Below are 12,484 nucleotides of genomic sequence, written 5' to 3' on the forward strand. Positions count from 1 at the left end.
CTCCAGGAACGGCTGGACGCCGAGCCCGATCTGTTGACCCGGTGGCAATGCCACCCGGGCTTCGCCTGGGCATCGCCCGACGATCCGACCCGACTGCGGTTCTCTTTCATCTACTCGCAGCGGTCCGAGCCCACCGACGACGAACCCTGGCTCCAGTTCGAACACAGCATCACCATCGACGACACACCCGCCGCCGACCAGGCCGATCGCCTTGCCAGACAACTCGAAACCGCCGACCCGAAGACCCGCGCCGCCGTCGTCGGCGGCTCCCACGACGACGCTGAGCGGCTCGGCTACCCCTGGCCCGAACGAGAATGATCAGATGACCGAGGCACGGCGTCGTCATCGGAACCGGACACCCCCGGGAACCCGGCGTCGCTAACCGCGCACCGCGACGACACGAGCGCGGACCGGATTCACTACCGGACCCCGCACGGCAGAACTCTCTGCCGGGCCCGTACCCCCTCTCGCCAAGATCGAGTGAGACCCGTCCCGCGGAGTCGCCATTCCGATCATGGCGACCTCTTTTGCCGCGAGCAGCGCTGCGCAGATGGTCTCCGACAGGGGATCATCGATCAGACGGGGTTCTGTTTCGCCACCGCCACAGTGTCGAGTACCTCCGGCGGCAGGTCGGCCCGGTCGAGGTCGACCGTGGCGACAGCCGCGGTGAGACGCTTCCGTTCCTCCTGCAGGCGGATCCACGTGGACGACGGCAGCCTCAGGACCGTCATCAACAGGTCTCCAGGATAGAAGTCGCCTTCGGCGAGTGGATTGTCCACAAGCATGTCGATGGCGAGCGGTAGCAGGACCGCCACTGCTTCCCGTTGCCCGAGCATGATCCGTAGGTCCTCAGCCGTGAAGCGGTCCAGAGACTTACGTCGCAGTGCCGTACAGCGTCGAACCAGAGTCGAGCTGTCGAGCGGCGGGTCACCCCAGTCCACTCCGTCGATCTGCTGGATCGTGGTCACCGACTGACCGTACCTGCCCGACCGGCGCCGGGATGCAGGCCTTTCGCGTCGCGTGATCCCGTATCCGGATCCGGTGTCCGTGCGCGCAGACGGCGGTTCAATGGCCCTGTCGATCGCTGCTGGGTCGCGGCGATTGGTCGAGGGCTGGTTGACCCGCTGTGAAGTCTTGATGGGCGCTCGCGTCAGGGAATCAGCTAACGGGGGTAACGGCTCCGGCGGCGATCACGATCGGGCCCTGAGGTCGTTCGCCGAGGTGGATCAGCGGTCCTTCAGCCGAGGACCAGCCGGCACGGCCTGGTATCAGTCCCGCGACAGACACAAGATCACCGTACAGGCGTACGTGTCATTGATGTGTCGTGATCATCCACTGTGGACGGCCGCTGGATGATCTTCCGGGGACCGAGTCAAGGGGCCGTTCGAGAGATCGCGCTCGTTCATCGAAGGTCGCATAATCACAGCTCAACGGTGACGTCCGGCGCCAGCCCTGATGGCCGCCACGCCGCCGCCCGGCGCCGACAACGACCCGTCGTTAGCCCGAGAATCCGGCCTTGAGCAGCGCCGCTCCGCAAGCAGTACGCGCGTACGGGCAAATCAAGTGTCCGGTCGCGATCAGTGCATCGATCGCCATAAACAGAAAAGGCCAGCTGAGCTGGCCTTCTACAAAGTCGGGACGGCCGGATTCGAACCGACGACCCCTTGACCCCCAGTCAAGTGCGCTACCAAACTGCGCCACGTCCCGTGTAGCCGCTACAGACTAGCGCATGCCCCATCCGGCCCGCGCGCGACTTCCTCCCCGCCCGCCGACGGGCACGGCAACGAGTGGGCGGATGCCCATCCGGATCACACCTGGATGCCCCGCGCGGCGGTCGGTCCGCGCAGGCTCCGCCGCCGTGGCACCGCCACCGACGGGCGTCGCGGGTTCGGGAATGACCGTTGGTATGGCGGGAACCTGGCGTTCCAGCGCCGCGTTCCGCGATCGCCGCGCGTGGTCAGGGTGACGCCGTCGGCGTCGTAGATCAGCGCGGACTCGTCGGCGAGGCCGTCGCTCATCTCGCACTGGCAGGCCCAGGCCCACCATCGGCGCCGGCGGCCGGAATTCGGGCGAGCGAAAGCATTTCAGGGGACGCCCACCGCACGGTTGGCCGGCCCGAATCCGTGCAGCACCAGCGGTCCGACGCGCGGTGGCGACGCGTCCGGTGCGTCCATCACCGTCCCCGGCGCGACTTGGCGCCGGCGGGGCGCCGCTGGTCGACGTTTCCGGTCAACGTGTTGAGGAGACCGGGAAGCTCGGCCACGGTCGCCGGGGGCAGGCCGGCCACGGTCTCGTCGGCGAGCCCGCACCACAGCTCCTTCACGCGGTCCGCTAAAGCTTTTCCGCTCGCGGTGAGCTCGACCACGCTGGCGCGCTTGTCGCCCGGCGCCGGTTCCCGGCGGATGTGGCCGCTGGCCTCGAGTTTGCGGGTCATCAGCGTGACGCTGGGGGGCTCGCAGCCGAGGGCGTCGCTGAGCTGGGCCTGGATCATCGGGCCGGTGCGGGCCAGTTCGAGTAGTAGCGCCTCCTGGCCGGGGTGCAGGCCGAGCGGCGCCAGCAGGGCCGCGGCCCGGGCCCGGTGACGCAGGCTGAGCAGGCGAATGGCCTGGTTGATGGCGTCGGCTTGCGCGAAGTCCACGGGCGCTCCTTGACACATTAGTTATGCGCATAACATTATGCGCATAACTAATTCTAACCCGGGGAGCCACGCACATGACCGTGAAGGTCGCCGTCATCTTCTACAGCGCGACGGGCGCCGTACGGGCGCTCGCGGAGGCGGTTGCCGCGGGCGCCGCCTCGGCCGGGGCGGAGGTCCGCCTGCGCCGGGTCGCCGACCTGGCAACCGCCGAGCCGGCAACGGGCGAGCCGGCAACCGCCGCGCCGGCAACGGCCGCGCGAACAACGACAACTCAGGCGACAGCAGAACCGGTGACGGCCGCGCTTGAGGATCTTGCCTGGGCGGACGCGTTCGCGTTCGGGACGCCGACGCGATTCGGGACGCCGGCCGCGCAGCTCAAGCAGTTTATCGACGGGTCCGTCGAACTTTGGCGGGAAGGGCGGCTCGCCGACAAGCCCGTGACGGCGTTCACGTCGGCGCACAACCGGCACGGCGGCAGCGAAGCCACGATTCTGTCGCTGGGCAACGTTTTCTACCACTGGGGCGCGCTGATCGTCCCGCCCGGATACACCGATCCGGTCGTGTACGCGGCGGGCGGCAACCCGTACGGTACCTCGACCACCGGCGGGATTCGCGATGACGCGGCGCTCGCCGCGGCGCGGTACCAGGGGCGTCGGCTGGCCGGGATCGCGAGCCGGTTGCTGGCGGGCACGCGATGAAGCGGGCCGTTCTGGCGCTGGCGTGCGCCTGCCAGTTCATGGTGATTCTGGACGCGTCCATCGTGAACGTGGCGCTTCCCGCGATCCGCGACGACCTCGGTTTCGCGCCGGCCGGACTGCCCTGGGTGGTGAACGCCTACCTTCTGACGTTCGCCGGCTTCATGCTGCTGGGCGGGCGCGCCGCCGACCTGTTCGGCCACCGCCGGACGCTGATCGCCGGTCTCCTCGTTTTCTCCGCGTCGAGCCTCGCCGGCGGCCTGGCGGGTGCGCCGGGGATCCTGGTGGCGGCCCGCCTCGCACAGGGTGCGGGTGCCGCCCTGCTGGCGCCGGCCACTCTCGCCGTCATCAATATCTATTTCACGGCGGAGCACGCGCGGGCCCGGGCGTTCGGCGCATGGTCGGCTGCGGGCGGCGTCGGCGGCATGGCCGGCGCGATCGCGGGCGGAGCGCTGACCACGGGACTGTCGTGGCGCTGGATCTTCCTCATCAACGTGCCGATCGGCGCGGTGCTGACGATCGTGGCCGCGCGGTCGCTCACGCGTGCGTGGGCCGGCCGGCGGGAACCGCTCGACCTCGTCGGCGCGGTCACGGGGACGGCGGGGCTGGCCGCACTGGTCTACGGGGTGATGCACCACGACTGGCCGGTGACCGGTGCGGGTCTGCTGCTGCTCGCCGTGTTCGTCGCGGTGGAGGCGCGGGTGACCGGACCGATGATTCCCCTGCGGTTGTTCCGGATCCGGGGCGTGGCCGTCGGCAACGGCATGCTTCTGCTGTTCGGCGGGATCGCGATCGCGATGTGGTACTTCACATCGTTGTTCCTGCAGAACGCTTACGGCTACAGCGCGCTGCGCACCGGTCTCGCGCAGACGCCCGCGGCGGTGATGTTCGTGGTGGTCGCGCGGTCGGCCGCCGCGTTGCTGCCGCGAACCGGCGCGCGGACGCTCGTGCCGGCCGGCTGCGCCTGTTTCGTGGTCGGGTTCGGCTGGCTCGCCGGCTCGGCCCACGGAACCGGCAGCGGTTACGTGACAGGCATTCTCGCGCCGACGCTGATCGTCGCGACCGGCATCGGGTTGGTGTTCCCGAGCCTGATGGCCGCGGCGACCGCCGGCGTCGGCGAGGGTGACGCGGGGACCGTCGGCGGCCTGGCCAACACCGCGAGCCAGGTCGGCGGGTCGATCGGCCTCGCGGCGCTCTCGGTCGCGGCCGGCGGCGCGGCCGGCACCGATGACTACCGGACCGTCTTCCTCATCGCGTCCGCGACCGGTGCGGCCATCGCCGCGGCGAGCCTGCTCCTGCCGCGGGGTGTCGCACGTCATGCCATGGAGGTGCGTTGATTCCCGACGGAGCGCGCGCGATTCGGGATCAACCGGTATGGTCCCCGCCCGTGGGTTATGACACGAGTTTCCATCCGGTCGACATCGCGCTCATCCACGACCGTGTCCTGCCGTACATCACCGGACACGGCGACGACGACGCCATCGACGACCTGGTGCAGCGCGCGGTGCAACTCCGCCGGGTCCGGTTCCGGGCCAAGAGCTGGGCGCTCGGCGCCATGCGGGCCGCCCGGAACAACGGGATCGACACGTTCGAGGGAATGCTCCACGTGTGGGGCCGGCCGTTCTTCATCGTCGCCGACGATCCCGCACAGGTCGCCGAGGGCGCGGTCCGCTACCTGAACACGCCGCTCGACGGCGTCGACGACCTGGCCCGCGAGATGGTGGCCCGGCTCGATCCCGCCCTCGTCGCGTCCGTGGAACCCGACAGCGGCGGCCACCTGCCCGACGACGCCGGCCTCACGCGATCGTTCAACTGGCGTCCGAAGATCCTGCGGGCGGCGGTCGCCGCGCTGCGTGCCGGCGAGACCACGATGAGCTGGGGCAGCAAGGAGCTCAAGCCGGTCGACATCCTGGGGCAGGAGACCGTGTACATGCTCCTGAACTTCGTGTCGGACCTCGTGCCGGGCTGGATGTCGCGCGGCAAGACCTGGCCGACCTACCTGCTCGACGCGGGCGGGCTGCCGGCCACCGGCTTCGAGGCGCCCGACGATCTCCTCGGCCCGCTCAGCGCCGAGTTCCCGCAGGTGTCGTGGACCAGCGAGGGCACCATCATCGGAAACTACATGGCCGGTGGATACGTTCCGCCGGCGCGGATCCAGGCCGTCCGCGCCACCCTCCACAGTGGACGCGACGCCGTCCTCCACGGCGCCGAGGAGAAGCTGGGCCGGGCCGACTGGGCGCTGGAACTGCGGAAGATCGACGAGGCGCTGGCCCTGGCGGAGCACCTCGGGTACGGCTTCTGCGAGGCGACCGAGGTGTACAGCGGCATGGAGGGAAATCTCAACTGATCGCGGCGGCCCATCAGGGACGGCTGTGGAGGAACCACGCGGTGCCCTCGGGCAGGACGGTGGCCAGCTCCCACTGGTGCAATTCCAGGTGCGTCGCGACGTCGAGGAGCTGGCCGGCGAGTTCGAAGGCGGCCTCGCCGGGGCCCGGTGGGCGGTGGACCACGAACTGGAGCATGGTGTCCCAACAGGCCACGAGGTGCGCGTCCCAGCGGTGGTGCCACTGCCACAACGCGGCGGCGAGTTCGCGGTCGTGACCGGGCGCCCGGTGGTACTCGACCCAGGCCGGTGCCAGCCACGGCGACGCGGTCGGCAGCAACAGCACCGCCACCGCTTTCGGGACGAACCAGCAGTCGGTCCGCACCGCGTACCGGGTGTGCCGCCGTACCTCGGCGACGAGCTCCGGATCCGCGCTCACCCGGTCGAACATCCACCGCTGGAGCACCGACCCGGGCGCGGGGAACGCGACGTGCCGTCGCAACTCGGCGGTGAGGTCCACCCCGTGACCGCTCCCGACGAACCAGGCCCGGTCGGCGGTGTAGACCTGGGGCGGCCCCTTCTCGAAGAACGGCCACGGATCGGTCGTCCGGGCGGCCCGGTCCAGGTCCGCCAGCTCGTCGGCGGGCGGGTGGATCGGGTCCGGCTCGGGGTCCGGGTCCAGCAGCGCGTCGTCGTCGGGGTCCGTCGCGATCAGGACGGGCCAACGGCCGGTCAGCGGAACCAGCGCGTGCGCCGCCCGCCACGCGTCGAGCAGACCGGCCGGGTCGATGCCGGACACGACGAGCGTGCCGTCCAGCCCGTGGGTGACGGGCAGCCCGGCCAGACCGGTGCCGTCCAGAACCGCCGCGACCTCACCGGGATCCGTGATCACGTCGCCGAGTATCCCAGCCGGTCGCGGTCCACTGTGCCTTTCATTGGTTCGGCGCCGGATGGGAAGCTCGATGCATGGCGGTGCCTCGGCGGGTGTTTCTGAGTCACAGCGCCGAGTTGCGCCGGTATCCGGACGGTCGGTCGTTCGTGAACGCGGCGGAAGCGGCGGTCGCCCGGGCGGGCGACGCGGTGACCGACATGGCGTACTTCGCCGCCCGCGACCAGAGCCCGGCACGGGTGTGCCGTGACGCGGTGAACGCGGCCGACGTGTACGTGTTGATTGCCGGGTTCCGGTACGGCACCCCGGTACGGGACCGGCCCGAGCTGTCGTACACGGAGCTGGAGTTCGCCGCCGCGACCGAGGCCGACATGCCGCGACTGGTGTTCCTGCTCAGCGAGGACGTGGTGGGTCCGGCAGGTCTGTTCGTCGACCTCGCGCACGGTCCTCGCCAGGCGGCGTTCCGGTCCCGGCTCCGGGACGGGAACGATCTGGTCGTCGCCACCGTCGCCAGCGCGGCCGAGCTGGAGACGGCCCTGCTGCAGGCGCTGACCACGCTGCCCCACCCGCGAGCGGCGGGCCTGTCCGTCGCCAAGGTGTGGAACATCCCCGCCCGCTCGATCACCGTGACCGGCCGGGAGGATCTGCTCGCCGACGTGCGGACGGGGCTGCTCTCGCGGCGGCGGGTCGCGGTGCACGGCATGGGCGGGGTCGGCAAGACCACCGCGGCGATCGAGTACGCCCACCGGTACGGCGACGACTACGACGTCGCCTGGTGGGTGCCGACCGAGGACGCGGCGCTGATCCCGGATCGGTTGGCCCAACTGGCCCGCGCCCTCGACCTGGCCGGCGCCACCGACGGCGCCGACATCGCGATCGGCCGGCTGCTGGGCACGCTCCGGGACCGCGAGCGGTGGCTGCTGGTGTTCGACAATGCCGAGGACCCGCAGGCGCTGACCCGGTTCCTGCCCGGCGGCGACGGTCACGTGCTGATCACCTCGCGGAGTCCGGACTGGTCCGGTTTCGCGGTGCCGGTCGACGTGGACGTGTTCACCCGGGCGGAATCCGTCGGGCTGCTGACGTCCCGGTCACCCGGGCTGGACGCCGTCGACGCCGACCGGATCGCCGACGCGGTGGGGGACCTGCCGCTGGCGGTGGACCAGGCGGCGGCCCTGCTGGCGGACACGGGCCTGTCCGCGGACACCTACCTCGGCCTGCTGGCCGCGTCGGCGGACCGGACCCTCGGCCGTGGCACGGCGGGGAGCTACCCGGTGTCGGTCGCGGCGTCGTGGGCGGTGGCGTTCGACCGGCTGGCGGCGGACCACCCGGCCGCGCTGCAACTGCTGACCGTGGTCGCCTGGCTGGCCCCGGAACCCGTACCGCTCACCGTCGTCTCCGGGCACGCCGACCGGCTGCCGCAGCCGCTGGCGGACGCCGCCGCGGATCCCCTCGATCTCCCCGAGCTCGGTGCGATCCTGCGCCGCCGCGGCATGGCCCGCACCACTCCGGACAGCGTGCAGGTGCACCGGATTCCGGCCGCGCTCCTGCGGGCCCGCACGGAGCTCGGTGACGGCTGGCAGGACCTCGCGGTGCGGCTGTTGTACGACGCGGCGCCGGCGAACCCGTGGGGCGACGCCGCGGTGTGGCCGACCTGGCGGCAACTGCTTCCCCACGTGCGGGCCGCCACGGACCCCGAACGGCAACTCGACGCGGTCCTCGAGGAGGTGTCCTGGTTGCTCGGCACCGCCGCCACCTACCTGCAGAGCCAGGGGCAGCCCCGCGCCGGGCTCGCGCTGTCCCAACGGTCCCATGCGATCTGCCGCGCCCGGCTCGGCGCGGACCACCCCGACACCCTGGTGTCGGCCAACCGCCTCGCCTTCAATTTCCGGGAGGTGGGTGAGTACGAGCAGGCGCGTCGATTGGACGAGGACGCCCTCACCCTGTTCCGGCGGGTGCTCGGTGACGACCACGCCGACACGCTGACCGCGGCCGGTTATCTCGCCGCCGACCTGCGTCTGCTGGGTGAGTACCGGCAGGCCTGCCAACTGGACCGGGACACCCACGCCCGGTTCCGGCGGGTGCTCGGTGACGATCACCGCGACACCCTGACGGCGGCCGGTTATCTCGCCGCCGACCTGCGTTCCCTGGGCGAGTACCGGCAGGCCTGCGACCTCGACCGGGACACCCACGCCCGGTTCCGGCGCGTGCTCGGCGACGACCATCCCGACACCCTGCGCGCGGCCAGCCGGCTCGCGGGGGACCTGCGGTTGCTGGGCGAGTTCGAGGCGGCGCACCGGTTGAACGAGGCCACCCTCGCCCGCTTCCGGCAGGTGCTCGGCGCCGACCACACCGACACGCTGGCGTCGGCGAACAGCCTCGCCCGGGACCTGCGCCGGCTGCGTGAGTACCAGCGGGCGCGCGAGCTCGACGAGGACACCCTCGCCGGCTTCCGGCGGGTGCTCGGCGACGACCACCCGGACACCCTGGCCGCGGCCAACAGGCTGGCCCGGGACCTGCGACTGTTGGGCGAGTTCGAGGCGGCGCGCCGGCTGGACGAGGACACCCTCGCCCGGTTCCGGCGCGTGCTGGGCGACGACCATCCGGAAACCCTGCGCTCGGCCTGCAACCTCGCCCGGGACCTGCTGCAGCTTCGTGAATTCGAGGCGGCGCGCCGGCTCGACGAGGACACCCTCGCCCGGTTCCGGCGGGTCCTCGGCGACGACCACCCCGACACCCTGCGCGCGGCCAGCAACCTCGCCCGGGACCTGCTCCAGCTGCGCGAGTTCGAAGCGGCGCGCGAGTTGGACGAACACACCCTCGTCGGCTTCCGGCGCGTGCTCGGCGACGACCACCCGCACACCCGGGCCACCGCCGGCAGGCTCGCCCGGGAACGGTCGCGGCCGGCCCGGTACGACTATGACGAGTACCGGATCGAGACCGAGACGCTCGGCGAGCCCCGCTTTCCGCCACCGCGTGGATAGACCCCCGGGGTCAGGCGATCGGCGGGGGTGCCGGCCGGGTGTGGTGGTCGTGGAGACGGGTGAGCAGGCGCACGAACTGCTCGCGTTCCGCGGGGAGCAGGGGGGTCAGCAGCTCCTCGTGGAGGTCGTCCAGGAGCTTGTCGAGGCGGCGTAACTGGCGGCCGCCGCGAGCGGTGATCGTGATGACGTTGCGGCGGCGGTCGTCGGGGTCCGGGGTCCGCTCGACGAAGCCGCGTTCCGACAGTTCGTTGAGGATGCCGACCATGTCGCTGCGGTAGATGCCGGTGCGCCGGCTCAGCGTCGCCTGGCTGCCGGGGCCGAACTCCTGCAACGAGGCGAGCACGGCGTAGTGCCACCGGTGGGCGTCGGCTCTGGCCAGTCCCTCGGTCATCAGCCGGTCCGACTGCGCGGAGACGTGTGCCAGCAGGCGACTGGCCCGCCCGCGCAGCCTGTCCGGCGTCCTGATCTCGCCGTCGTCGGGCATGTGCGCGGCTTCGGCCCTGCTGGTCATGACGCTGATCATACCGATTGCGTTAGTCGGACTAACGATATACGTTCGTTCTCGTCAGAAACGTTCGGATGATAAACGTTTCTTCGGGAAACAGATGGGAGGTCGTCGTGACGACCGCAGACCAGCCATTCGGCACCGCGCTCATCGGCCAGACCGAGAAGGCGCTCAACGCGATCCTCGACCGGCAGCTCGCCGGGACCGGCATCACCGAACCGCAGTGGGTGACCCTCACGCTGACCGTGGTCGGTGGCGGTGCCGTCGACCGGGCCGAGCTCGTCCGCCGGGTCGCCGGTGCCACCCAGTTCAGCCGGGCATCGGTGGCCGACCGCATCGCCGAGCTGACCGCCGCGGGGTTCCTGCGCGCCGGCGACGGTGACGGTGACGGCGGCAACGACCGCGTCGAGGTCACCGAAGAGGGACACGCGCGCTGGACGCGGGTCCGCACCGCGATCGGACCGATCACCCAGGGCCTGTGGGGAGACCTGCCGGCCGAGGACCTGGCCGCCGCGACCCGCGTCCTGCGCACCGTTCTGGACCGCGCCCACGCGGTGCTGGCCGCCGCCTGAACCGGAACGAGGGAGAAGACCATGCCGGACGTCGACACCGTCTTCACCCACGACGTGACGGTGCATTCCCCGCGGCATCGACCCGGTCGTCGATTTCATGCGACGGGGTGACGTCGAGGGGCAGCGCACCCAGCACACGACCACCGAAAGCGGATCACGCCCGCGTGGACCCGGGAGAGCTGACCCCGTAAAGCCGTCAGCCGGTCACGCCACGAGCCCGCGGACCAGCGACGCGAACGTGCGTTCCCAGTGGGCGTCGGCCTCCGCCGGGTCGCCCAGCGCGCCGCGGAGTTCGAGGCTGCTCAGGCCGTGCGCGGTCGCGTTGAGTTGGACGGCGACGTGGTACGGCTCCGCGGGTGCGAACGCGCCGTCGTCGATGCAGCGCGCGACGGCGGCGGTGAGCGAGTCGAACGTCCCCTGAATGCGTGCGCGGGTGTCGGCGTCGGGTTCGAACTCCGGTATGGGACGGCCGAACATGAGCTCGTAGAGGTGCGGGTTCGCGCGTGCGTTGGCCCGGTAGGCGCGGCCCAGCTCCAGCAGGTCGGCCACCGGATCGGCGGTGTGCGGGACGGCGGCGAAGGACTCGGCGAGGCGCTCGAACCCGGCCAGGAACATCTCCCGGATCAGGCCGGCCTTGTCACCGAAGAGGCTGTAGACGGCGGTGGTCGACACGTCGGTGAGCTGCGCGACGCGCCGGGTGCTCAGCGCCGACGGACCCTCCTCCGCGAGGAGACGCCCACCGACGTCGATGAGGTCGAGCCGGAGCTCGGTGTAGTCGCGTTTCCGTGGCCTCGCCATGTTGCCAACCATATCGTAACGTGGTTATATAACAGCGTCACAAAACTTCGGGGACGAGGAGACGTCACCATGTCGGATCTGCACGTCGTACTGGGCGCCACCGGCGCGATCGGCACGGCCGTCGTCGCCGAACTGACCGCACGCGGTCATCGTGTCCGCGCCGTCAGCCGGGGTGCGTCCGGCCCGCACGGCCTCCGCGCCGACATCACCACCACCGACGGCGCCAAGGCGGCCTGCGCCGGCGCGGCGGTCGTCTACCAGTGCGCGCAACCGGCCTACGGCCGCTGGGCCGCCGAGTTCCCCGACCTGACGCGGACGATGCTCACCGGCGTCGAGGCGGCCGGCGCGCGGCTCGTGATGGCCGACAACCTCTACATGTACGGGCCCGTAGACCGGCCGATGACGGAAGACCTTCCGTACGCGGCGACGGCCCCGAAGGGCCGGGCCCGCGCGACGGTCGCCGAGTTGATCCTCGCCGCGCACCGCGACGGCCGGGTGCGCGCGACCCTGGGCCGCGCCTCCGACTACTACGGGCCGGGCGGCATGAACACCGTCCTCGGGCCGCCGGTCTTCGCCGCCGCCGTGGCCGGGAAGACGGCACGCTGGATGGGCGACCTCGACCAGCCGCACACGGTCTCCTACCTGCCCGACGTCGCCGCCGGTCTGGTGACCCTCGGCGAGCGCCCGGAGGCCGACGGGCGCGCGTGGCACCTGCCCGTCGATCCGCCGGTCACCGGACGCGAGTTCCTGGCGCGGGTGCGGGCCGCGGCCGGTGGCACTCCGAAGACCGCCGGCCTCGGGCGCGGGATGCAGCGTCTGATCGGATTGTTCAACCCGGTGGTGCGCGAGCTGGGCGAGACCTGGTACCAGCGCGACCGCGCCTGGGTCGTCGACGACACGGCGTTCCGCGACGCGTTCGGACCGGTCCGGGTCACGCCGACCGCCGACGCCGTGGCCGCGACCGTCGAATGGTTCCGCCGGGCGGCGTGACCGCGAACCCGCGCAGCGCACCGGAATTCAAAATGCCGCGGTAATGCCTGGCAACTACCGGGCCTCCTCGCCGAGCCTTGGTCCATCGGGTTC

12 protein-coding genes, 1 tRNA gene and 1 pseudogene are annotated in these 12,484 nt (G+C 71.4%); 7 read left to right on the forward strand and 7 right to left on the reverse strand.

The features are described from left to right. A pseudogene (locus tag Vau01_RS29515) lies at positions 1 to 318 on the forward strand (hypothetical protein); the annotation flags it as partial. 257 nt (positions 319 to 575) lie between these two features. Here Vau01_RS29515 and Vau01_RS29520 read toward each other — a convergent pair. The 4 genes from Vau01_RS29520 to Vau01_RS29535 form a co-directional block, all read right to left on the reverse strand. Beyond that, positions 576 to 968 (reverse strand): contact-dependent growth inhibition system immunity protein, encoded by a 393-nt coding sequence (locus tag Vau01_RS29520; RefSeq protein ID WP_203999182.1) that lies wholly within the window; start codon positions 966 to 968, stop codon positions 576 to 578. 665 nt (positions 969 to 1,633) lie between these two features. Continuing rightward, positions 1,634 to 1,707, reverse strand: a tRNA-Pro gene (locus Vau01_RS29525). Between the two features lie 101 nt (positions 1,708 to 1,808). Next, a complete protein-coding gene (locus Vau01_RS29530; protein ID WP_203999184.1) occupies positions 1,809 to 2,018 on the reverse strand; it encodes a hypothetical protein in 210 nt (69 codons plus the stop codon). Positions 2,019 to 2,173: 155 nt separating this feature from the next. Further along, positions 2,174 to 2,638: a MarR family winged helix-turn-helix transcriptional regulator gene (locus tag Vau01_RS29535; RefSeq protein WP_203999186.1), complete on the reverse strand. Its 465-nt coding sequence runs from the start codon at positions 2,636 to 2,638 to the stop codon at positions 2,174 to 2,176. Positions 2,639 to 2,712: 74 nt separating this feature from the next. Between Vau01_RS29535 and wrbA the strand changes: the two genes are divergently transcribed. Genes wrbA through Vau01_RS29550 form a run of 3 tightly spaced genes read left to right on the forward strand, consistent with a single transcriptional unit; the run spans position 2,713 to position 5,680 of the window. Further along, positions 2,713 to 3,336 (forward strand): NAD(P)H:quinone oxidoreductase, encoded by a 624-nt coding sequence (wrbA, locus tag Vau01_RS29540; RefSeq protein WP_203999188.1) that lies wholly within the window; start codon positions 2,713 to 2,715, stop codon positions 3,334 to 3,336. After that, positions 3,333 to 4,670: an MFS transporter gene (locus tag Vau01_RS29545; RefSeq protein WP_203999190.1), complete on the forward strand. Its 1,338-nt coding sequence runs from the start codon at positions 3,333 to 3,335 to the stop codon at positions 4,668 to 4,670. The genes wrbA and Vau01_RS29545 overlap by 4 nt, the downstream gene beginning before the upstream one ends. Before the next feature lie 50 nt (positions 4,671 to 4,720). Beyond that, a complete protein-coding gene (locus Vau01_RS29550) occupies positions 4,721 to 5,680 on the forward strand; it encodes a hypothetical protein (protein ID WP_203999192.1) in 960 nt (319 codons plus the stop codon). A gap of 13 nt (positions 5,681 to 5,693) precedes the next feature. On the opposite strand, the gene Vau01_RS29555 is transcribed toward Vau01_RS29550, so the two are convergent. Further along, complete coding sequence (locus Vau01_RS29555; protein WP_203999194.1) at positions 5,694 to 6,548, reverse strand: DUF4253 domain-containing protein; 855 nt, start codon at positions 6,546 to 6,548, stop codon at positions 5,694 to 5,696. 74 nt (positions 6,549 to 6,622) lie between these two features. Here Vau01_RS29555 and fxsT point away from each other — a divergent pair, with 74 nt between their 5' ends. Continuing rightward, positions 6,623 to 9,526, forward strand: a complete 2,904-nt coding sequence (fxsT, locus tag Vau01_RS29560) for an FxSxx-COOH system tetratricopeptide repeat protein (protein WP_203999195.1) — start codon at positions 6,623 to 6,625, stop codon at positions 9,524 to 9,526. A 10-nt stretch (positions 9,527 to 9,536) separates the two neighbouring features. On the opposite strand, the gene Vau01_RS29565 is transcribed toward fxsT, so the two are convergent. Beyond that, positions 9,537 to 10,037 (reverse strand): MarR family winged helix-turn-helix transcriptional regulator, encoded by a 501-nt coding sequence (locus Vau01_RS29565; protein ID WP_239151956.1) that lies wholly within the window; start codon positions 10,035 to 10,037, stop codon positions 9,537 to 9,539. A gap of 107 nt (positions 10,038 to 10,144) precedes the next feature. On the opposite strand from Vau01_RS29565, the gene Vau01_RS29570 reads away from it, so the two are divergent. Then, positions 10,145 to 10,603 carry a MarR family winged helix-turn-helix transcriptional regulator gene (locus Vau01_RS29570; protein WP_203999199.1) on the forward strand — a complete coding sequence of 153 codons (459 nt, stop codon included), beginning with the start codon at positions 10,145 to 10,147 and terminating at the stop codon, positions 10,601 to 10,603. Between the two features lie 204 nt (positions 10,604 to 10,807). On the opposite strand, the gene Vau01_RS29575 is transcribed toward Vau01_RS29570, so the two are convergent. Then, a complete protein-coding gene (locus Vau01_RS29575; RefSeq protein WP_203999202.1) occupies positions 10,808 to 11,401 on the reverse strand; it encodes a TetR/AcrR family transcriptional regulator in 594 nt (197 codons plus the stop codon). A gap of 69 nt (positions 11,402 to 11,470) precedes the next feature. Between Vau01_RS29575 and Vau01_RS29580 the strand changes: the two genes are divergently transcribed. Continuing rightward, positions 11,471 to 12,391, forward strand: coding sequence for an NAD-dependent epimerase/dehydratase family protein (locus tag Vau01_RS29580; RefSeq protein WP_203999207.1), 921 nt, complete (start codon positions 11,471 to 11,473; stop codon positions 12,389 to 12,391). Positions 12,392 to 12,484: the final 93 nt, after the last annotated feature.

Source organism: Virgisporangium aurantiacum, from assembly GCF_016863635.1.
GTDB classification, from domain to species: domain Bacteria; phylum Actinomycetota; class Actinomycetes; order Mycobacteriales; family Micromonosporaceae; genus Virgisporangium; species Virgisporangium aurantiacum.